21 protein-coding genes, 1 tRNA gene and 1 pseudogene are annotated in these 20,569 nt (G+C 60.4%); 11 read left to right on the forward strand and 12 right to left on the reverse strand.

Going from position 1 to position 20,569, the window contains the following annotated elements; translation table 11 throughout:
- Positions 1–79: 79 nt before the first annotated feature.
- From Q0859_RS14150 to Q0859_RS14170, 5 genes and pseudogenes are all read left to right on the forward strand, one after another.
- Positions 80–244: pseudogene (locus Q0859_RS14150) on the forward strand (Ig-like domain-containing protein); the annotation flags it as partial.
- Complete coding sequence (locus Q0859_RS14155) at positions 242–799, forward strand: calcium-binding protein (RefSeq protein ID WP_299152538.1); 558 nt, start codon at positions 242–244, stop codon at positions 797–799. The pseudogene Q0859_RS14150 and the gene Q0859_RS14155, both read left to right, overlap by 3 nt.
- A 6-nt stretch (positions 800–805) precedes the next feature.
- Positions 806–2,542 carry a type I secretion system permease/ATPase gene (locus Q0859_RS14160; RefSeq protein WP_299152134.1) on the forward strand — a complete coding sequence of 579 codons (1,737 nt, stop codon included), beginning with the start codon at positions 806–808 and terminating at the stop codon, positions 2,540–2,542.
- Positions 2,543–2,547: 5 nt separating this feature from the next.
- Positions 2,548–3,858 carry an HlyD family type I secretion periplasmic adaptor subunit gene (locus Q0859_RS14165; RefSeq protein ID WP_299152135.1) on the forward strand — a complete coding sequence of 437 codons (1,311 nt, stop codon included), beginning with the start codon at positions 2,548–2,550 and terminating at the stop codon, positions 3,856–3,858.
- A 418-nt stretch (positions 3,859–4,276) separates the two neighbouring features.
- Positions 4,277–4,606: a hypothetical protein gene (locus Q0859_RS14170; protein WP_299152137.1), complete on the forward strand. Its 330-nt coding sequence runs from the start codon at positions 4,277–4,279 to the stop codon at positions 4,604–4,606.
- A 188-nt stretch (positions 4,607–4,794) separates the two neighbouring features.
- Here the strand turns inward: Q0859_RS14170 and Q0859_RS14175 are convergent.
- Positions 4,795–4,871, reverse strand: a tRNA-Met gene (locus tag Q0859_RS14175).
- A gap of 123 nt (positions 4,872–4,994) precedes the next feature.
- A complete protein-coding gene (locus Q0859_RS14180) occupies positions 4,995–5,882 on the reverse strand; it encodes a hydrogen peroxide-inducible genes activator (protein WP_299152139.1) in 888 nt (295 codons plus the stop codon).
- Positions 5,883–6,088: 206 nt separating this feature from the next.
- Here Q0859_RS14180 and katG point away from each other — a divergent pair, with 206 nt between their 5' ends.
- A complete protein-coding gene (gene katG / locus Q0859_RS14185) occupies positions 6,089–8,293 on the forward strand; it encodes a catalase/peroxidase HPI (RefSeq protein WP_299152141.1) in 2,205 nt (734 codons plus the stop codon).
- Positions 8,294–8,351: 58 nt separating this feature from the next.
- Here katG and pcaG read toward each other — a convergent pair whose 3' ends face one another.
- Genes pcaG through pcaC form a run of 3 tightly spaced genes read right to left on the reverse strand, consistent with a single transcriptional unit; the run spans position 8,352 to position 10,053 of the window.
- The gene (gene pcaG / locus Q0859_RS14190; RefSeq protein ID WP_299152143.1) at positions 8,352–8,951 is read right to left on the reverse strand and encodes a protocatechuate 3,4-dioxygenase subunit alpha; all 600 of its coding nucleotides are present in this window, start codon (positions 8,949–8,951) and stop codon (positions 8,352–8,354) included.
- Positions 8,951–9,676, reverse strand: a complete 726-nt coding sequence (gene pcaH / locus Q0859_RS14195) for a protocatechuate 3,4-dioxygenase subunit beta (protein WP_299152145.1) — start codon at positions 9,674–9,676, stop codon at positions 8,951–8,953. Before pcaH ends, pcaG begins: the two co-directional genes overlap by 1 nt.
- Positions 9,673–10,053 (reverse strand): 4-carboxymuconolactone decarboxylase, encoded by a 381-nt coding sequence (gene pcaC, locus Q0859_RS14200; RefSeq protein ID WP_299152148.1) that lies wholly within the window; start codon positions 10,051–10,053, stop codon positions 9,673–9,675. Before pcaC ends, pcaH begins: the two co-directional genes overlap by 4 nt.
- A gap of 119 nt (positions 10,054–10,172) precedes the next feature.
- On the opposite strand from pcaC, the gene aspS reads away from it, so the two are divergent.
- Together aspS and Q0859_RS14210 are read left to right on the forward strand one after the other, a co-directional pair.
- Positions 10,173–11,954: an aspartate--tRNA ligase gene (gene aspS / locus Q0859_RS14205; RefSeq protein ID WP_299152150.1), complete on the forward strand. Its 1,782-nt coding sequence runs from the start codon at positions 10,173–10,175 to the stop codon at positions 11,952–11,954.
- Positions 11,955–12,089: 135 nt separating this feature from the next.
- Entirely contained in the window at positions 12,090–12,818 is a 729-nt protein-coding gene (locus Q0859_RS14210) for a GNAT family protein (RefSeq protein WP_299152151.1), read from the forward strand.
- Between the two features lie 4 nt (positions 12,819–12,822).
- On the opposite strand, the gene Q0859_RS14215 is transcribed toward Q0859_RS14210, so the two are convergent.
- A complete protein-coding gene (locus Q0859_RS14215) occupies positions 12,823–13,542 on the reverse strand; it encodes a response regulator (RefSeq protein WP_299152152.1) in 720 nt (239 codons plus the stop codon).
- 128 nt (positions 13,543–13,670) lie between these two features.
- On the opposite strand from Q0859_RS14215, the gene mce reads away from it, so the two are divergent.
- A complete protein-coding gene (mce, locus tag Q0859_RS14220) occupies positions 13,671–14,075 on the forward strand; it encodes a methylmalonyl-CoA epimerase (RefSeq protein WP_299152153.1) in 405 nt (134 codons plus the stop codon).
- Complete coding sequence (locus Q0859_RS14225) at positions 14,075–14,350, forward strand: DUF1467 family protein (RefSeq protein WP_299152154.1); 276 nt, start codon at positions 14,075–14,077, stop codon at positions 14,348–14,350. The genes mce and Q0859_RS14225 overlap by 1 nt, the downstream gene beginning before the upstream one ends.
- Here the strand turns inward: Q0859_RS14225 and Q0859_RS14230 are convergent.
- The 4 genes from Q0859_RS14230 to Q0859_RS14245 all read right to left on the reverse strand — a co-directional run bounded on the left by Q0859_RS14230 (position 14,307) and on the right by Q0859_RS14245 (position 17,313).
- On the reverse strand, positions 14,307–15,026 hold the full coding sequence (locus Q0859_RS14230) for an EI24 domain-containing protein (RefSeq protein WP_299152155.1): 720 nt from the start codon (positions 15,024–15,026) through the stop codon (positions 14,307–14,309). The genes Q0859_RS14225 and Q0859_RS14230 overlap by 44 nt on opposite strands.
- Positions 15,023–15,601: a nitroreductase gene (locus Q0859_RS14235; RefSeq protein WP_299152156.1), complete on the reverse strand. Its 579-nt coding sequence runs from the start codon at positions 15,599–15,601 to the stop codon at positions 15,023–15,025. Before Q0859_RS14235 ends, Q0859_RS14230 begins: the two co-directional genes overlap by 4 nt.
- 62 nt (positions 15,602–15,663) lie before the next feature.
- Positions 15,664–16,770: a class II histone deacetylase gene (locus Q0859_RS14240; protein ID WP_299152157.1), complete on the reverse strand. Its 1,107-nt coding sequence runs from the start codon at positions 16,768–16,770 to the stop codon at positions 15,664–15,666.
- Between the two features lie 57 nt (positions 16,771–16,827).
- Positions 16,828–17,313: a VOC family protein gene (locus Q0859_RS14245; RefSeq protein WP_299152540.1), complete on the reverse strand. Its 486-nt coding sequence runs from the start codon at positions 17,311–17,313 to the stop codon at positions 16,828–16,830.
- A 226-nt stretch (positions 17,314–17,539) separates the two neighbouring features.
- Between Q0859_RS14245 and Q0859_RS14250 the strand changes: the two genes are divergently transcribed.
- Complete coding sequence (locus tag Q0859_RS14250; RefSeq protein ID WP_299152158.1) at positions 17,540–18,772, forward strand: MFS transporter; 1,233 nt, start codon at positions 17,540–17,542, stop codon at positions 18,770–18,772.
- On the opposite strand, the gene Q0859_RS14255 is transcribed toward Q0859_RS14250, so the two are convergent.
- Positions 18,767–19,411 carry a DNA-3-methyladenine glycosylase I gene (locus Q0859_RS14255; protein ID WP_299152159.1) on the reverse strand — a complete coding sequence of 215 codons (645 nt, stop codon included), beginning with the start codon at positions 19,409–19,411 and terminating at the stop codon, positions 18,767–18,769. The genes Q0859_RS14250 and Q0859_RS14255 overlap by 6 nt on opposite strands.
- A gap of 99 nt (positions 19,412–19,510) precedes the next feature.
- Complete coding sequence (gene trpS, locus Q0859_RS14260) at positions 19,511–20,530, reverse strand: tryptophan--tRNA ligase (protein ID WP_299152160.1); 1,020 nt, start codon at positions 20,528–20,530, stop codon at positions 19,511–19,513.
- Positions 20,531–20,569: the final 39 nt, after the last annotated feature.

Consider the following 20,569-nt stretch of genomic DNA (forward strand, 5'->3'; position numbering starts at 1 on the left):
CAAGGGTTACGATGAGCGAAAGACACTCCCTTAGCAAAACAATGCTGTCTGTCTCAAAGGCCGTGACGGGTTACAGGATGGGGACGGCGATGCGCTGTCGATCATCGACGTGGCCTATAGCGGGCCGGGCACGGTGGGTTTCGAAAACGGGGTTGTCAGCTATCTGGCCGGCTTTGATTTCGAGGGTACGGATCAGTTCACCTACACGGTCAGCGACGGGACAAACACCGATACGGCCACCGTGAGTATCGAGGTCAGCAACGACTTTGACAACTCGCAGGGTGGCGGGCGCGGCACTGACCTGCTGTTTGGCGGGCGTGGTGATGACCTTCTGTCGGGCGGCAGCGGCAGCGACCTGCTGTTTGGCGGTCGGGGCGATGATTTTGTCTCGGGCGGGCGCGGGCGCGATGTTCTTTTTGGGGGCAGCGGCGCGGACACTATCGACGGCGGCCAGGGCCGCGACACGATCTTTGGCGAGTCGGGTGATGACGTGATCCGGGGCGGGGCAGGGCGCGATGCGCTGTTCGGCGGGCGCGGGTCGGACCGATTCGAGTTTGGAACCGGCGACGGGCGCGACACGATCTACGACTTCGAGGTCTCGCGCGCCACACGCCGGTCCTTTATCGAAGGGGACGAGATCGCGCTGCGGGTCGAGGGGATCGAGAGCTTTGACGATCTGCTTGGCTCGGCTCGTGAAACCAGGGGCGGAGTCCTGTTCGACTTTGGCGACGGAGATCGTTTGTTCCTTGCGGGCACGCAGCTGGCAGCACTGGATGATGACCAGTTCTCGTTCTACTAGCATGACATGAGCGATCAACGGCTGAACCCACACCTCGACACCCCTTATCGCAACGCCTGGCGGCGCTTGCGCGGCACGATGGTGACCGTGGCGTTGTTCAGCGCCTGCGTGAATATTCTGATGCTGACAGGGCCGATGTTCATGTTGCAGGTCTATGACCGGGTGTTGTCGAGCGGGTCTGTGGCCACGTTGCAGGGGTTGTTCCTGATCGTGGTCGTACTGTTCATGTTCCTAGGGCTTTACGACTTCCTGCGCACCCGGGCCCTGTCACGGGCTGGGTTGCGGCTTGATCAGGAAGTGGGGCAGGAAACACATGAGCTTTGGGTCCGCTCCGCCCTCATGCCCGGTGGTGAGACCAGTCGTCCGCTGAATGATCTAGCCGTGGTGCGGGGGTTCCTGCCAAGCCCTGCGATGCTGGGATTGTTTGATACGCCGTGGATCCCGTTTTACCTTGGCGTCGTGTTCCTGATCCACCCGTGGCTGGGGATGCTGGCCATTGCAGGGGTGGGGGTGGTCACGGTTGTTGCCCTGCTCAACCAGCTCACCACCAAGGATTACCACGCCCAAGCTATGCGCATGGATGGGGCCGAAAGTCACTTCGTTGACCAAAGTCGGCGCAACGCCGAGGCCATCGTGCCCCTTGGTATGGCTGGGCGCATCACGGGCCGCTGGAGCGATATGCACCGCGAAGGCCTTGCGGTTGGGCAAACCGGCAGCGACCGAGCCGAGGGCTATGCAGCGTTTTCCAAATCCTTCCGCCTGCTCTTGCAATCGGCCCTTCTGGGGCTTGGCGGTTATCTGGCGCTGCAACAGGAGATTTCCGCGGGGATGATCGTGGCCGCCTCGATCATTGCAGGCCGGGCACTTGCGCCGGTTGACGCGGTGATCGGGCAGTGGCGCTCGATCGTGCGGATGCGCGAGGCGCACAAGCGGCTCAAGGCGCTGTTTGACGGGCAGGCGGCAAAGCGACCGACCGTCGATCTGCCCCCGCCCGAGGGGCATTTGCATGTGTCGGGTGTCACGAAATTCGCGCCCATGGCCGAACGGGGCGAGCGGCCCCCCATTCTGGACGAGGTGTCCTTTTATCTCGCACCCGGTGATGCGGTTGGGGTGATCGGTCCAAGCGCGTCCGGCAAATCCACTTTGGCGCGTATCCTCGTGGGCGCGTGGGTACCCGATGCAGGCACTGTGCGGCTGGACGGGGCCACGCTGGACCAATGGGCCGAAACGGCCCTTGGCAAACATATCGGCTATTTGCCCCAGAACCTCGAACTGCTGGCAGGCACCATTCGAGACAACATCGCCCGCTTTGATCCGCAAGCCGACGATGGGGCGGTGATCGAGGCGGCCAAGATCGCAGGCGTGCACGACATGGTGCTGCAATTGCCTGACGGGTACGCAACCCGGTTATCATACGAAAACCCACCACTGTCGGGTGGCCAATTACAGCGTATCGGGTTGGCGCGGGCCATCTTTGGCATGCCGCGCTACGTGGTGCTGGACGAGCCGAACTCGAACCTTGATGCAAGCGGCGATGACGCGCTGTCCCAAGCCATTGTGACATTGCGCGAGGCTGGATCGACCGTGATCGTCATGGCGCACCGCTCAAGCGCAATCCACGCAGTCAACAAAGTGCTGGTGCTGCATGCGGGCCGGGTCGCGGAATTCGGGGAAAAGGACAAAATCCTGCAAACTGCCACCCGTCGCCGTAGCCCGGACACCACCCCGAAGCAGGAAAGCTGAGCCACATGCCCGAACCTCAAGCCCCTTTCACCTTGCGCACCAGCGGACGGGCCACAGCCCTGTTCGGGTTGACCGCATTCGCTGGACTGCTGGGGGTCGCAGGCTTTTGGGCTGGCGCAACAGAGATCAGCGGTGCCGTCATCGGCAGTGGGCAGGTCGAGGTCGTGGGCAAGCCGAAATCGGTGCAACATCTGGATGGCGGGCTAATCGACACGATTTATGTGGCAGACGGGGATGCCGTGCAACAGGGGGACGTGTTGCTGATGCTCGATGACACGTTGCTGCGTGCCAATATCGAAATCTACAAGACCCGCCTGTCCGAAGGGATCGCACAGCGCGACCGGCTGATCGCCGAACAGGCCGGGATGCCGCAGATCGATTTTGAAACGCCCGACCCGATGATCGAGGGCATCGACTTTGATGTGCACCGCACCGGGCAGGAACAGGTCTTTGACGCCCGGGTGATGCTTGAAAAAGGGCGCAAGGAACAATTGCGGGAAAAGGTGCGGCAATTCGAAAACCAGATCGCCGGTGTACGTGCACTGATCGAGGCCAAGGACCAGCAACTCGCGCTGGTAGAGGACGAGCTGGGCGTGGTCCAGACGCTGATGGACAAGGGACTTGCGCGCGCTGGACAACTGCTGGCCCTGCAACGCAACAAGGCCGATTTGCTGGGGCAGGTGGCCGAACACCGGTCCGAACTGGCGCGCATCCAGAACTCGATCCGCGACACCGAGCTTGAGATGTTGCAGGGCGAGCGCCGCTCAAAGGAAGAGGTCGTGACCGAATTGCGCGACGTCAAAACCTCAGTTCAAGAGCTGCGCCAGCAAATCACGTCGACCCAGAAACAGCTGGATCGTATTCGCATCATCGCCCCCAATTCGGGCCGTATCCACGAAATGCAGGTGACGACCATCGGCGGCGTGGTCCCGCCCGGCGGCACAATCCTGCAGATCATCCCTTCTGATCTGGGCCTCACCTTCCGAGCCCGCATCGCGCCGGTTTCCATTGATCAGGTGTTTGTCGGGCAAGAGGCCACGATGCGCTTTCCTGCCTTCAATCAGCGCACGACACCCGAACTTTATGGGCATGTCAGCAACGTGGCCGCCAATACGTCGGTCGATGAGGTCACCGGCGCAAGCTATTATCAGGTTACCCTTGCCCTCGACTCCGCCCAGATCGCCCGGCTTGGCGATGTCGCGCTGGTGCCGGGCATGCCGATCGAGGCGTTCATCAAGACGGATGACCGCACCGTGATGAGTTACCTGACCAAACCCCTGACGGAACAGTTGAATCGGGCTTTCCGCGAGGAATAGGGGCCCCATACTGACTGGGGACATGACTTCAACTTATTATATACAAATTGACCTAGCATCCTGAAATCAGGCCAGTGCGCTTGACCTGTTCCCCTTAGGGTCCGCTAATTTAGGTTAGCCCTGTTCAGGTTTTGGCACTTATGTGATCGCTATCGGTGTCTTGGTTCCAACTGTCCGCTCACGTTCGCCTGGTCCACGAATGAGCTGTTCGTTGCTAAAGCGGCTTCTCTTAGTCGCCTGGCTCCTCAGTTGGAGAACAGCCGGACCGCAAATAGATGGTTTTGACGGAGCCGATTATCATCAACGCTGATGAGTAAGACGAGACATGGCTACCCCTCAACCTGTAACAAGGGTACATGCGCCAATCGCAAACTCATCGGGCGCGACAATGCCGAGACCCGGGATCCTGTCTGGTTTCATGCCCAAACTGATGCACCCTGACATGGTGGCGGAGTTTATCGAAGAGTACCACCGCGAGCGGAAAGGTTTGGAGCGAGAAGTGATGTCAGATCGAACGGTCTTGGAGGCGGGTCAAAAAAAGGTGACCCAACAAATCGAACAGATCGTGACGGCCATCACCGAAGTGATGTTCAACAGTTGGATGAAAACAAAATGGATGATCTGGAAGCGCGCAAAGCTGAGTCGTAGGGAGGGCCGGCAGCCCATCCTACCGACGACCCTGTTGTCCTGCATCCGGCGCTGGCCGCAATCTATCGAGCCAACATTGGCACCCTTGTCGAGCATTTGAACGGCAGGGCCACCTCCGATGAAGCTTTAGAGCTCGTCCGGCGGCTGGTATCGGGGGTGCGACCGCATCCTATTGGTGGAGCACAGGGCGGACATACTATTGAACTGTATGGGAATTGGCCGCGATCCCAGAGTTGCCCGCCCGTAAAACGACGAACCCCGCCGTTTTACGGGCGGGGTGTCGGTTTTTGGTTGCGGGAGTAGGATTTGAACCTACGACCTTCAGGTTATGAGCCTGACGAGCTACCGGGCTGCTCCATCCCGCGCCAGTTGGTGGGGTGCGTGTAGTCCGAGTCGGAGGGGACTGCAAGGGGATCAAATCGCTTTGCACCGCGAAAATGACATTCTTTGTGACCGAGGTGCCTGCCGCGGGCCAAACACATAATCCCTCAGGCTCGTGTTTTGCGCACAACCTCGGCGATGTCGCGCAGGGCGTCGCCCATCGGGTTCGCCTTGCGCCAGATCAGCCCGATGGTGCGCGTCGGGGCAGGTGCCGTGAAACGAGACACATGGACAGCTGTCGCACGTGTTTCGACCCCAATAGCCATTTCGGGGATCAAAGTCGCGCCGATCCCGGCACCCACCATCTGCACCAGTGTCGACAGGGAACTGCCATCAAGCCCGTCGCGCGGTCGCGTTGCGTTTATGTTGCAAAACGACAGCGCCTGATCGCGAAAACAGTGGCCTTCCTCCAGCAACAACAGGCGCATATCGTTCAGCGCCTCTGTGCTGAGTGGCTCGGGTGGGTCGGGCGCATCGCTGCGGACCAGCACCATTTCTTCGGTAAAAAGCGGCACTTCGATCAGGCTTGGTTCATCAATGGGCAAGGCGACGATGGCGGCATCAAGGCGGCTGTCCATCAGTTCCTCAAGCAGGCGAGGTGTGATGGTTTCGCGCACGTCAATATCCATCTCGGGAAAGCACGCGGTCAGATTGCCGATCAATTTGGGCAGCATATATGGTGCGATGGTGGGAATGACACCAAGGCGCAACCGTTCGAGCAAGCCGCCGCGCACTGCCTTGGCCCACTCGCCCATCTGCTGCACCTGATCCAATACAACGCGGGCGCGTGCCGCAAACGCAACCCCGGAGGGCGTCAAGCGCACCTGTTTGGGGGTCCGCTCAAAGAGTTGCAGGCCGAGTGTGTCCTCCAATTCCTTGATCTGTACAGACAAAGCGGGCTGAGAGATGGCACAGCTGTCTGCCGCGCGTCCGAAATGCGCCTCGCGGGCAAGGGCTTCGAAATAGCGGAGTTGGCGCAGGGTGATATTTTTCATAGTCATCGGTTATCACAGCAATCAGAAAATATAACTTAATCTTATTAAGTGATATTGATAGGATTTGCGCAATGTCAAAACAGCATAGCAAGAATTGAATAGAATCGCATGTGTTTTGGCGCGCATAAGATAAATGCAATGCAAGGCTAGAACGATTCCAATCTGGACTTAGCTTCAGCGCAGACAACCAATGATCGGAGATGACAATGGACGGAAATGATGGCGGCAAGTGCCCGGTGATCCACGGGGTAAATCTGCACACCCTTGGCGTGCAATCCAACAGCGATTGGTGGCCCAATCAACTGAACCTGAAGGTCTTGCACCAGAATGCCCCGACCCTTGATCCGATGGGTGGCGACTTTGACTATGCCGAGGCATTCAGCAAGGTTGACCTGAAGGCGGTCAAGGAAGATCTCTTTGCGCTGATGACGGACAGCCAGGATTGGTGGCCTGCGGACTACGGGCACTACGGTCCACTTTTCATCCGCATGGCATGGCACTCGGCTGGTACATATCGTACGTCGGATGGCCGTGGCGGGGCCACATCCGGCACGCAGCGCTTTGCGCCGCTGAATTCGTGGCCCGACAATGGCAACCTCGATAAAGCGCGCCGCCTGTTGTGGCCGATCAAGGAAAAATACGGCAATGGCATTTCATGGGCGGATCTGATGATCCTGGCAGGCAACTGCGCGCTGGAGTCCATGGGGTTCAAGACCTTTGGCTTTGCGGGCGGTCGCCCGGACGTGTGGGAACCCGAAGAAGACATCTATTGGGGTGCTGAAAAGGAATGGCTTGAAGAGTCGGGCGGCCCCAACAGCCGCTATACCGGCGACCGCGTTCTTGAAAACCCGCTGGCGGCTGTGCAAATGGGCCTGATTTACGTGAACCCCGAGGGGCCTGACGGCAACCCGGACGCGCTTGGGTCGGGTCGTGACATCCGCGAGACCTTTGCACGCATGGCCATGAACGACGAGGAAACCGTTGCACTGGTTGCGGGTGGCCACACTTTCGGCAAATCGCACGGCAATGGCGATGCGTCGCTGGTCGGCACCGAGCCCGAAGGCGCGCCCATCGAAAATCAGGGCCTTGGCTGGCTGTCCACCCATAAATCCGGCAAGGGTGTGGATGCGATCACATCCGGGATCGAAGGGCCATGGACCCCGACGCCGACGCAATGGGACATGTCCTATTTCGATGTGCTGTTCGGGTACGAGTGGGAACTGACCAAAAGCCCCGCAGGCGCACATCAATGGCAGGCCAAAGGTTTGTCCGAGGACGATCACGCCCCCCAGGTTGACGGGAATGGCAGCGTCAAACTGATGATGACGACGGCGGACATGGCGATGCGCATGGACCCGGCTTATGAAAAGATCAGCCGCGATTTCCACGCCAATCCTGACAAGTTTGCAGACGCATTTGCGCGTGCATGGTTCAAGCTGACCCACCGCGACATGGGCCCGATCCAGTGCTATCACGGCCCCGAAGTGCCGGACGAGACATTGATCTGGCAGGACCCTGTGCCAACGCCTGATTATCCACTGGTGGATGATGCGGATGTTGCAGCTCTCAAGGCGGCTGTGATGGATGCAGGTCTGAGCACGTCCGAACTGGTGGGTGCCGCGTGGGCGTCTGCCTCGACCTATCGTGGGTCGGACCGGCGCGGGGGCGCGAATGGCGCACGTGTGCGTCTTGCCCCGCAAAAGGATTGGGACGTCAACCAACCTGCGCAACTGGCCAAAGTGCTGAGCGCGTTGGAAGGGATCAAGGCGGATTTCGACGCCAAAGGTGCCAAGAAAATCTCGCTGGCCGATCTGATTGTGCTGGCGGGTGGTGCCGCGGTCGAGGCTGCGGCAAAGGCGGGCGGTCACGATGTCACCGTGCCCTTCACACCCGGTCGGGGTGATGCCACTCAAGAGTGGACGGACACCGAAAGCTTTGAGCCGCTTGAACCCAAAGCCGACGGCTTCCGCAACTACATGGCGCAAGAATTCAGCATGTCCGCCGAGGAATTGCTGGTGGATCGCGCCCAGTTGCTGACCCTGACCACACCCGAAATGGCGGTACTTGTCGGCGGTTTGCGGATGATGGAGGCCAATCACGGCGGCACATCCCATGGTGTGTTTACCAACACGCCCGGTGCGCTGAACAATGATTTCTTCAAGGTTCTCATGGACATGGGGATCAAGTGGAAACCCAAGACCGATGATGGCAACACGTTCGAGGGTCGCGATCGCAAAACGGATGAGGTCAAGTGGACCGGCACCCGCGTCGATCTCGTCTTTAGCTCAAACTCGCAATTGCGCGCGGTGGCCGAGTTCTATGCGCAGGACGATGCGCAGTCGAAATTCGTGAACGATTTCGTCGCCGCATGGGTCAAGGTGATGGAACTGGACCGTTTCGATCTGGCCTGAGCCTGACACGACAAGATGAAAAGGCGCGGGGCATCACACCCCGCGCCTTTTTTCATGCTCAAACGTCGAAAAAGATCGTCTCGTTCGGCCCTTGCAGGTGGATATCGAACTGAAATTCGTGGGGGGTCGTTTCCCGCGCGACAAGCGTTGGAAGCCGGTTTTGATGTTCGATCCGCGTCAGCCACGGATCCTGTGCCAGCCTTGGATCATCCGGGAAATACATCCGCGTTTGCAAGCCGATATTGATGCCGCGCGCTACCAGCCAGATCGAGATATGAGGGGCCATCATGCGCCCGTCAGGGAACGGCACCGCGCCGGGACGGATCGTGTGCATCGACCATTGCCCCGTCTCTGTATCGCAGGCCACGCGACCCCATCCGGTGAAATTCGGGTCGGCCCCATCGCGGCCCGCATAAAGGCCATGCGTATCCGCCTGCCACAGCTCGATCATCGCATCACGCAGCGGCGTGCCGGTTCCGTCAAACACAGTGCCGGTGATGGTGATCCGCTCGCCTCTGGTTTCGCCATTGACCATGGTCGCACCCAGGTCGGCGTCATACACCCCTGTTATCCCTGCAAAATTCGGAACGCACCCGATGTGGACATAGGGCCCCGCAGTCTGTGAGGGGCTTTCGTTGAGGTGGGTCAGGCGTTGCATCAACTCCCCTCCATCCGGTTTTCGAACACGGTTGACCGCCGTCCGCGCAGCACGATGTCGAACCTGTAGGCGCGCGCATCCATTGGCACGGTGTTGTTCATATCAAGCGGCGCGATCAATTGGCTGACGGCGTCGGGGTCGGTGATCGTGCGCACAATCGGGCATAGCGGGATCAACGGATCGCCCTCGAAATACATCTGGGTGATCAACCGTTGACCAAAGCTGCGGCCAAAGACGGAAAAGTGGATATGGGCGGGGCGCCAATCATTCACCCCGTTCGGCCAAGGGTAAGCGCCGGGCTTGATCGTGCGAAAGCTGTAGCCGCCCTGATCATCGGTGATGGTGCGCCCGCAGCCGCCAAAGTTGGGGTCAAGTGCGGCGATATAGCCTTCCTTGGCGTGGCGATAGCGCCCCCCGGCATTGGCCTGCCACACCTCGATCAACGCGCCGGGCACGCCGCGTCCGTTTTCATCCAGAACCCGGCCGTGCACGATGATGCGCTGCCCAATTGCCATCTCCCCGGCAGCGGCATAATTCACGATCAGGTCATTGTCGTTTGTCCCGAGAATGTCGTGACCAAAGACGGGTCCCGTTTCTTCGGACAGGGTGGTTGGCATCGACAGCAGCGCCTTTTGCGGGGACCGCACCACGCTCGTCTTGTACTCGGGCGTCAGCGCCTTGGGGTGACGATCGCGGTTGCGGTGAAACAGGGGGCCGTTGCTCATGCCTCGGCCTCCATCTCGGCAAAGGTCTGTTTGGCGAGTTTGAGCGCATGATTGGCGCGGGGCACGCCTGCATAGATTGCCACGTGCTGAAAGGCTTCGGCGACGTCCTGTGGGGATGCTCCGGTCCGGGCACAGGCGCGGATGTGCATGGGGATTTCGTCGAAATTGCCCGTCGCAGCGAGCAATGCCAGCGTCAGCATCGAGCGCTCACGCAACGAAATCGCATCGCTGGCCCAGACCGTACCCCACGCGCCCTCGGTAATGAGGTCCTGAAAGGGAGCGTCAAACGGCGTTTTCGCAGCCTCGGCGCGGTCCACATGTGCGTCCCCCAAAACGGTGCGGCGCACGGCCATCCCCTTTGATTGTCTGTCGCTCATCGCGCGCCCCTTGCTTTTTGCCCGTATTAGCATGGGTGCACAGGCTTTGTCGCCTTGACTTTCCACCCCCTGCCCGGTGTATCTGCGCCGATCTTGACACGCCCGAAGGGACCAATCCGATGCATGCTTACCGCTCTCATTCTTGTGCCGCGCTGACCTCGGCAGACGTGGGTGATACTGTGCGCCTGTCGGGCTGGGTGCACCGGGTGCGCGACCATGGCGGCGTGCTGTTCATCGACCTGCGCGACCACTACGGGATCACGCAAGTGCTGTGCGACCCCGACAGCCCGGTGTTCGCCGAGGTCGAGAAGGTGCGCAGTGAGTGGTGTATTCGCATTGACGGTACGGTGAAGGCGCGCGATGCGTCCCTTGTGAACGCGAAAATCCCGACGGGCGAAATTGAGGTGTTCGTGCGCGATCTTGAGGTGCTGGGCACTTCGGCGGAATTGCCGCTGATGGTGTTCGGCGATCAGGAATATCCCGAAGAAACGCGGCTGAGCTATCGCTATCTCGATCTGCGTCGTGAAAAGATGCAGGACAACATGAAGATGCGCAGCGACGTGGTCGCCTCGATCCGCAAGCGCATGTGGGATCGCGATTTCCGCGAATATCAGACGCCGATCATCACGGCCTCGTCCCCCGAAGGCGCGCGCGATTTCCTTGTGCCGTCGCGTCTGCATCCGGGCAAGTTCTATGCGCTGCCGCAGGCCCCGCAACAGTTCAAACAGCTGTTGATGGTGTCGGGGTTCGACAAGTATTTCCAGATCGCGCCTTGTTTCCGCGATGAAGACCCGCGTGCCGACCGTTCGCCCACCGATTTCTACCAACTCGACCTCGAGATGTCGTTTGTCACGCAACAGGACGTGTTCGACACGATTGCACCCGTTCTGGCGGGCGTGTTCGAGGAATTTGGGGGCGGCAAAAACGTCGACGCACCCGAGACATGGGAGCAGATCAGCTACCGTGATGCGGCCCTGTGGTATGGCTCTGACAAGCCCGACCTGCGCAACCCGATCAAGATGCAGGTGGTGTCCGATCACTTTGCAGGGTCTGGTTTTGCGATCTTTGCCAAGCTGCTGGAACAGGACGGCACCGAAATTCGCGCGATCCCCGCACCGGGTGGCGGGTCGCGCAAGTTCTGTGACCGGATGAACGCCTATGCGCAGAAAGAAGGGTTGCCCGGTATGGGTTATATCTTCTGGCGTGATCAGGGCGAAGGGATGGAAGCGGCAGGCCCGCTTGCCAAGAATATCGGCCCCGAGCGGACCGAAGCGATCCGCCAGCAACTTGGTCTGGGCGTGGGCGATGCCGCGTTCTTCCTTGGCGGCAAACCCAAGACGTTCGAGGCCATAGCGGGCCGTGCGCGCAATGTGATTGGCGAAGAATTGAAGCTGGTTGATGAAAACCGGTTCGCCTTTGCCTGGATCGTCGATTTCCCGATCTACGAACAGGACGCGGAAACCGGCAAGATCGACTTTGAACACAACCCGTTCTCGATGCCTCAAGGCGGGATGGAGGCGTTGCAGGGCGATCCGCTCGACGTACTTGGGTTCCAGTATGATCTGGCCTGCAATGGGTACGAACTGGTGTCGGGCGCGATCCGGAACCACCGACCCGAGATCATGTTCAAGGCGTTCGAGATCGCAGGTTACGATGAAAGCGAAGTGCGCAAGCGGTTCGGTGGCATGGTCAACGCGTTCCAATACGGCGCGCCACCCCATGGCGGCTGTGCAGCGGGCATCGACCGGATCGTCATGCTGCTGGCGGGTGAACAGAACATCCGTGAGGTGATCCTGTTCCCCATGAACCAACGCGCCGAAGACCTGATGATGGATGCACCGTCCGAGCCGACAAGCGATCAGCTGATGGAGCTTGGGCTGCGGATCATTCCGCAGGACTAGGTGAACGGCACTGTATGATGCTTCAAGGGCGCGCTTTCATTGATGAGCGCGCCTTTTGTCGGTGATAAGCAGATCAGCACGATATCCGCATCGAAACCCCTTGGCGTTGCGCGGAACTCCGCCTAACGTCCGGCCATGACCGGAATTTATCAGATTAACGATGCCCCCGTGCCCAATTGGACGCCGCCGCCTGTGCCGGATGCGACCACGATCCTGACAGGGCAATACGCCACGCTTGAGCCGCTGGTGGCGGACACGCATGCGGCTTTGTTGTATCAGCCTTTTGTCGGTCACGATCATGTCTGGGATTTCCTGCCCTATGGGCCGTTTTCGTCTTCGGCGCAGTATTATCGGTGGATCCGCGAGATCGAGATGGGGGAAGGCACGCAGTTTTACGCCATCAAGAACCACACCAGCGGTGCCTTCGAGGGTGTTGCGAGTTTCCTGCGAATCGCCCCCGAGGCGGGCAGTATCGAAGTGGGCCACATCAACTTCAGCCCGGCCTTGCAAAAGACCCGGGCGGCCACCGAGGCATTGTATTTGATGATGGGCTGGGCCTTTGAGGCCGGGTATCGCCGTTTTGAATGGAAGTGCAATGCGATGAACGCAGGCTCGCGCCGGGCCGCGCAACGCCTTGGGTTCAGCTATGAGGGCGTCTTTCGCCAAGCGGCAGTGGTCAAGGGGCGCAATCGCGACACGGCCTGGTTCGCGGCCATCGACGCGGAGTGGCCCGCGCTCAAGGAAGCGTTTGGCGTCTGGTTGAACCCGGCCAACTTTGATGCGCAAGGCAGGCAGAACGAAAGCCTTGCCGATATGACCCGACTGGTCCGCGTGGCAGACGATCCGACCCTCGCCGGGTCCTGACCAATCAGATCGCTATTTTCTCGGCCAACCGTTCCTGAACCAAGCCAGCTACAGTCGCTGCCTCGGACGCGGCGGAGTCGCCGCGTGCCCGTTTGGCGGCCAATGCGGCACTGGCCATCATCAGTTCATCGTCCGCTGCACTGCGCGCCACGCCGCTGAGGAATTGTGCAACGTAATCAAGCGCGCGCACATCGCTTGCCCCTTCGAGTACATCGGCGACATGGGCCATGTCATCGCGATAGGCAATCGGGTCAGGTTCGACAACGTCGTTGGGCACAGAGCGCGGCCCATTCGGACGCCGATCCAGCGGCAGATGGGACAGGATCGTGTCCTGAAAAACACTCAGCGACACAACGGGCTTGGCCATGAAACCATCGGCACCCGCGTCCAACACGATCCCTTCGCGGTCGATGTCACCCGATGTGCCCAGAATCACCTCCGGGCGATTGCCCGATTCCGACAGCTCGCGGATCAGATCACTGCCGCTGCCATCAGGCAGACCCACATCCACGATCACCACCGTGGGCCGATAAACCTGCAAATGGCGACGCGCAGAGCGCAACGTGTCGGCCCGCCGAATGCGCGCCCCGCTGCGCAAACACAGCAATCGCAGCGCCTCACAGGCGAACCGACTGTCTTCGATGACCAATACGGTCAGCCCCAAAAGGGGACGCATCGCGGTTGGGGCAGGGTAAATTGGCTTGAACGGGTCCGTCGTATCCATCACTTCCTCCGGCTGAACTCTGGACCTGACGTTACGGGCCCTTAGCTAACAGCAAGTTAACGCCTGCTCTTGCGTGATATTCCGTGCTTGGCGATAAGGGCGCAACATCAAACCAAAGGAGTCTCCAGATGATTGGTCGCTTGAATCATGTCGCGATTGCGGTTCCCGATTTGGACGCTGCCGCCGCGCAATATCGGGGGGCTTTGGGGGCTGCCGTTGGTGCGCCGCAGGACGAACCCGATCACGGAGTCACCGTCATCTTCATCGAACTGCCCAACACCAAGATCGAGCTGCTTTACCCTTTGGGTGAGGACAGCCCCATCAATGGCTTTCTGGAAAAGAACCCCGCTGGCGGTATTCACCATATCTGTTACGAGGTTGATGACATTCTGGCCGCCCGCGATCACCTGCAATCGACCGGCGCGCGTGTTCTGGGCAGCGGTGAGCCCAAGATTGGGGCCCACGGCAAACCCGTCCTGTTCCTGCATCCAAAGGACTTCAACGGCTGCCTTGTCGAGCTTGAGCAAGTCTGATGGGTATTACATCAGCCCTCGTCCTCTATGCTGTGATCTGGTGGATGTGCTTCCTGATCTCGCTGCCGATCAAGGTGCAAACCCAAGGTGATCTGGGTCAGGTGGAACCGGGCACCCATGCGGGCGCGCCCGAACATCATCACACCAGGCGCAAGGCGTGGATTGTGACGTGGGTCGCACTGGTTCTGTGGATTACCGTGGCGGGGATTATCCTGTCGGGATGGATTTCCCTCAGCGATATGAGCTGGTTTGATCGGGCGATTGCGCCTCTGTGATCTTGTGAAAAAGGTGGGTGAAAGTCGCCGCCCCGATGATCGGTATCAGTAGGTTTATCAATGGTATGGATAGGGGGATCGCCATCAGCGTCCCCGCCAGCCATATGGTGCCGGTATGGGCGCGCCGCAATTCCTTGGCATGGACCCGTCCGACCCGGCGCATCGCCGCCAGCGTGAAATATTCCCGGCCCAGCAGGAACCCGTTCAGCCCCCAGAAGATAAAGGGCGTAAGCGGGGCGAAAAACACATAGAGGATCAGCGCGAGCAGATTTGCCCCGATCAGCACCCCCATAAAGTTAAGCGTATCCACGACCGCGTCGCCAATCGGCACGCTGTTGGCGGGGGGCAGGTGAGGGTAGTGCCGATCCTCGACCGCCTGCGCCACCTCGTCCAGAAACATGGAGGTGATGGCCGACGCCACCGGCATCATCAGAAAAATCGACAGGCCAAAGAACAGAAAGAACGACCCCCAACTGACGATATCATCCAGCCACGTGATCGTGCCGACCCATGGCACGCTGACACTGTCCGCAGTAAGCGACCCGATCAGCCAGACAAGGCCCGAGGTCGCCGCGATCAGCAAGGCAATGGTGAGCGCAACACCCAGCAACAGCACGCGGCGAAACCGGGCATCGCCAATCTGTCCAAGCGCAGCAAAGAAGGAGGTGATGATCATGTCTCGACCCACGTGGTGATGGCACCCAGATCGGGGCGTGGCCGATCCGGCGGGGTGCTTGTTTCGGTTCCGATATGGATGAAACCGGCGATCTTTTCGTGCGGGGCGAGGTCAAGCGCCTGCTCCATGAACCCGCGGTCATGGCTTGGCCAGCCGCTCAGCCAATTGGCACCCCATCCGGCGGCAAGGGCTGCGTTCAGCAAGGCAAGGCAGACCGCCCCGGCAGAGTAGGTCTGTTCGAGGGGCGGAATTTTTTCGGATGGTTTTTGCACCTCGATGACTGCAATGGCGAGGTTACCTTGATCGAATTGCGTGCGGCCCTTGGTGATTTGTTCCGCATCCAGCCCGAGGGCGCGCCCGCGTTGCTCTGCCAGATCGGCGAGCCGCGGCATCGCGCCTGCGCCCAGCACAACAAAACGCCAGGGCTCCAACTTGCCGTGGTCGGGAGTGCGCGCTGCGGCGGTCAGGATTTTCTGCACTGTTGCGCGGTCGGGCACGGGTGTTGTCAGCGTCTTGGCCGGGCGCGAGCGGCGGCTGAGCAGGAAATCGAGCGCATCGGGGTTCGGGGTGGGCATATGTTACGCCTTTTTACATGGTTGGGGATCATGTCGTGGCGATGGGCTGCGACGTCAAGAGGTTAGAGACCAAGTTGTTCGGCCATATGGTCGATTTCGTTGCGCAGGAAGGCGTCAAAGCGTGGGCCTGGCTGACGCGCGTCAAGGGCGCGTTTCATCGGATCAGGCGCGGTGATCGAACTGCCCGACAGCGCCTCGATCGTGGCGTGACCGCAGAAGGGTACGTAAACTTCGGAATAGCCCCCCTCGTGGCTCAGCACGAGGTTTCCGTCGCAGATATCTTCGGCCAGTGCTTTGATCTTCAACGTCATCTGGCGAAACGTGTCCGCTGTGGCAAGCATCCGGGCCAAGGGATCCACCGCGCCCGCGTCAAAGCCGCAGGCCACTATGATCAGGTCCGGGTTGAAGGCCCTGATTGCCGGGATAATCACCCGGTCAAGGCTGTGCTGATAGGTGGTGTGCCCGGCCCCCGCTGGCAATGGCAGATTGAGATTATATCCTTCACCCGCCCCGGTGCCCCGATCCGCCAGCGCCCCAGTGTCGAGCGGATAGTTGCCTTCTTGGTGCATCGACAGGGTGAACACATCCGCCCGGTCATAGAAAATCGACTCAGTTCCGTTACCGTGGTGCACGTCCCAGTCCAGCACCGCAACGCGCAGGTCGGGGCGGGTGGCCTTGGCTGCTTCGATTGCGATGGCGATATTGGCCATCAGGCAGAACCCCATGGGCGCGTCCGCGCGGCAATGATGTCCGGGCGGGCGCGACAGGGCGTAGGCATTTTCATGGGTGCCATCAAGGACACTCTCAACTGCCGCAGTGGTCAACCCGGCGGACAGCGCGGCCAGTTCGTACCCCCCTTTGGCAAAGGGCGCATGATGCCCGATTTCGCCGCCGTGATCGTCCGAAAGGGCCTTGAAGTTGGACAGGTAGCTTTCGGGATGCACGCGGCGCAATTGGGCGTGTGTCGCCTCAGGTGCTGAGCAGACATGCAGGTCGCTCATCAACCCGGTCACCTCCATCAGGTTCTTGAGGCGGCGCTTGGTTTCAGGGCTTTCGGGCAGACCGCCAGCGGCAAGGGGTTGCACCAGACCTCCAAGGGGCACGGTAAAGGCATAATCGCCCCCGGCATGCCACATGGTGCGTTCATCATGGTAAAATCCTGTGCGCATGGCCGTTCCCGTTTCAGCGTGCGCGCAAGGTGGCTGAAATCGCAGAGGCGAGCAAGATCAGCCCGCCTCTGCGAGCAACGCAGCGACATCGAGCGGCGCGTTGACCATTTTCAAGGCACCATCCACATCGTGGGGCCATTCCGCCGGATCACGGTCACGGTAAAGCTCGACCCCGTTGCCGTCGGGGTCGCGTATATAGACGGCCTCGGACACCCCGTGATCTGCGGCCCCATCCAAGGGTGTGCCATGATCCAGCACCCGTTGCAGCGCAGCCCCAAGCGAGGCGCGGTCGGGAAATAGGAACGCGCTGTGGTAAAGCCCCGCCGCCCGCTCGGGGGCTGGCCCGGCCCCGCGCGAGTGCCATGTGTTGAGGCCGATGTGGTGGTGATAGTTTCCCGCTGCCAGAAACGCGGCCTGATCCCCATAGCGTTGGGTCACCGTGAATCCCAGGACGTTGCCGTAAAAGTGGATGGCCCGCTCAAGGTCGGTGACCTTGAGGTGGATGTGGCCGACGCGCGTGCCGGCAGGAACTTTTGCGGTCATGGTGGCCTCTTGCGTGCGAATGCGACTGTGATCTGAAGGGTAGGCGGGTGCGCACCACCCGGCAACAGGCACAGGCGCGCAGGATTTGTGCGTGGTTTCGGACGCATCGCGGACACCGGGGGCTGGGTCAGTGCGCGTGTTGCGCCCTACTTCGTCATGCGACCGGATCGTTTGCGTCACAGGTTTGCGTTTGACATCCGGGTCCGCGTGCGCCCCTGATGGGCCAATGGCCCTTCTCATATCCAACCGCCCCTATCGCCTGCTGTTCTCGGCCACCGCCATCTCGAACCTTGGCGATGGTGTGTCGGCACTGGCCTTTCCCTGGCTTGCGACGCTGATCACCCGTGATCCTGCGTTGATTGCCCTTGTCGCCTTTGCGACGCGGCTGCCGTGGTTGCTGCTGTCGATCCCTGCGGGCGTGGCGGTCGACCGCTATGATCGGCGGCTGTTGATGGTGCAGGCGGATGTGTTCCGCTTGCTGCTGACCGGCGGGGTCATTGCAATGATCCTGTCGGTGCCTGCCTTGCCGCCTGCGGGTGATCCCCTGCCTTATATCCTTGCCCTGTCGGGCCTTGCGATGCTTTTGGGATGTGCCGAAGTGATCCGCGATAACGCCGCTCAGACCGTGCTGCCCTCGGTTGTTGCCAAGACGGACCTTGAGACCGCCAATGGCCAGATGTGGAGCGTTGAGCAGATCATGGGCTCGTTCGTTGGCCCACCGCTGGCCGGTATTCTGATTGCCTTTGCGGTGCCTGCCCCCTTTACGCTGGATGCGATCACTTTCGGGATTGCGGCTTGGCTTGTGTGGTGCATCGCGATCCCGCGTCGTGTCGCCCCGCCCCGGCGGCGCATCTGGCCCGAGGTGGTGGAAGGCTGGCAGTGGCTGCGGGGCCATTCCACATTGTTGCGCCTTGCGATCATGTTGGGGCTGATCAATGCGATTTCGACCATGGCGGTCACGATCCTCATCCTGTTCTCGCAAGAGGTTATGGGGCTGAGCGCGGTTGGCCATGGCATCCTGCTGACGGCCGGAGCTGCAGGTGGGGTGGTTGGTGGCATTATCGGCCCGCTTGTCGTGGCCCGGATCGGGGGGCAGCGCGCCGTTATGCTGGCACTGTGCCTGATGCCGGTGCCGTTTGTGGTGATCGCGCTGACGTCCAGCCCTTACGTCGTCGCGGTGGCCCTGTTTGTCGAGATGATTGCCGCCTTGCTATGGAACGTTGTCACCGTGTCCTATCGCCAACGGCTGATCCCGGATGATCTGCTGGGGCGGGTCAATGCGCTTTACCGGTTCTTTGGCTGGGGGATGATGCCTGTTGGGGCGCTGGCGGGTGGCTGGATCGTGGCCTGGGCCGAGCCGGACCTGGGTCGCGCATTGGCGCTGCGCATGCCCTATATTGTAGGCGGAGTCGGGTCGGTTCTGATGCTCGCCTACGGTCTGCGCAGGTTGCGCCTATGATGCGTTTACGGGGGGCTGTGGCACGGTAAAGACCGCACGTTCAGCCGCACAGGGCGCGCGGAAATCGCAGCCCTCGAAGTGGTCATTGATCAGCCCACAGCCCTGCAACACGCCATACATCGACACAGGGCCAACAAACTTGAAACCGTGGGCCTTGAGGTCACGCGCCAGCCGCTCGGAATAGACGGATTGCGTGTTGGTGCGCAGCGTCTCGGCGGTCACGGGGTCAGGCCGGGTGGCCGGGTCCGGTTCGTATTGCCACAGGAACGCGGCGAGGGATCCAAACTTGTCCACGAGCCCAAGTGCGCAGCGGGCGTTGTTGATGACAGCCGTGATCTTGACCTTGTTGCGCACGAGGCGGGCGTCCTGCATCAGCCGTTCAACGTCCGCGTCGCCGTATGCGGCGACCAAATTCATATCGAAATTGTTATAGGCCTCGTCAAAGATCGCGGCCTTGGTCAGTACTCCGTGAAAGGACAGGCCCGAGGCAAAGATCTCAAAGCAGATCTTGCGAAAGATATAGATGTCGTCCGTGGTGGGCCGTCCGAAGGTTGTGTCGTGGTAATGGGTAAAGATAGGATCATTGACGCGAAAGTTGCACCGCGTCTTTCCATCTTCACATGTCACAAGATCGCTCATGTGGTCACCTTAAGTGGTCAGTGCTTTGCAATGTGACCCCTTCAGGGGTCATAGCGGACGGATACAGCGCGATAACAATCCTCGGGCGGTCCACACACGTCAGCTGCCGATCATCCCCACGATCTCATAGGTCTTTTTCAGGATTGGCGTGGTGATCTCGCGGGCTTGCTCGGCCCCACGCGCCAACACCTTGTCGATCTCGGTCACATCATCCATCAGCCGCGCCATCTCGTCCGAGATGGGCGACAGCTTGGCAACCGCCAGATCGGCGAGTGCGGGTTTGAAGGTGCCAAATTGGGCACCCCCGTGTTCGGCCAACACCTGATCCACACTTATGTCCGCGAGTGCGGCATAGATGTTGACCAGATTGCGCGCCTCGGGGCGATCTTCCAGCCCCTTGGCTTCGGAGGGCAGGGCGTCGGGATCGGTCTTGGCTTTGCGGATCTTCTTGGCGATCGTGTCTGCCGCGTCGGTCATATTGATACGCGACGCATCGGAGGGGTCGGATTTGCTCATTTTCTTGGACCCGTCGCGCAAGGACATCACACGGGTGGCGGCACCCTTGATCACCGGTTCGGTGATCGGAAAGAAATCCACGCCAAAGTCATGGTTGAACTTCGTTGCGATGTCGCGGGTCAACTCAAGGTGCTGTTTCTGGTCCTCGCCTACGGGCACGTGGGTGGCGTGATAAACCAGAATGTCAGCCGCCATCAAGGCCGGGTACCCAAACAACCCGAGCGAGGCGTTCTGCGCATTCTTGCCCGCCTTGTCCTTGAACTGGGTCATCCGCTGCATCCAGCCCATGCGGGCCACACAGTTAAAGATCCACCCCAATTGGGCGTGCTCGGGCACCTGTGACTGGTTGATCAGGATCGATTTGTCTGGGCTGATCCCGGATGCGATGAAACCGGCGGCCAACTCGCGCGTGTTGTGCATCAGCGCCTTGGGGTCCTGCCACACGGTGATCGCGTGCAGATCGACCATGCAATAGACCGTCTCGTAATCCTCGTCCTGCATGGACACAAACCGCTTGATCGCACCCAGATAGTTGCCAAGCGTCAGCCCGCCCGAGGGCTGGATGCCGGAAAAGACGCGGGGTGTAAAAGTGGTGTCGGACATGGGGGAACCCTCTGGGCAAATCTGATGGGCTGCCTTACC

Source organism: uncultured Tateyamaria sp., from assembly GCF_947497045.1.
GTDB lineage: Bacteria > Pseudomonadota > Alphaproteobacteria > Rhodobacterales > Rhodobacteraceae > Tateyamaria.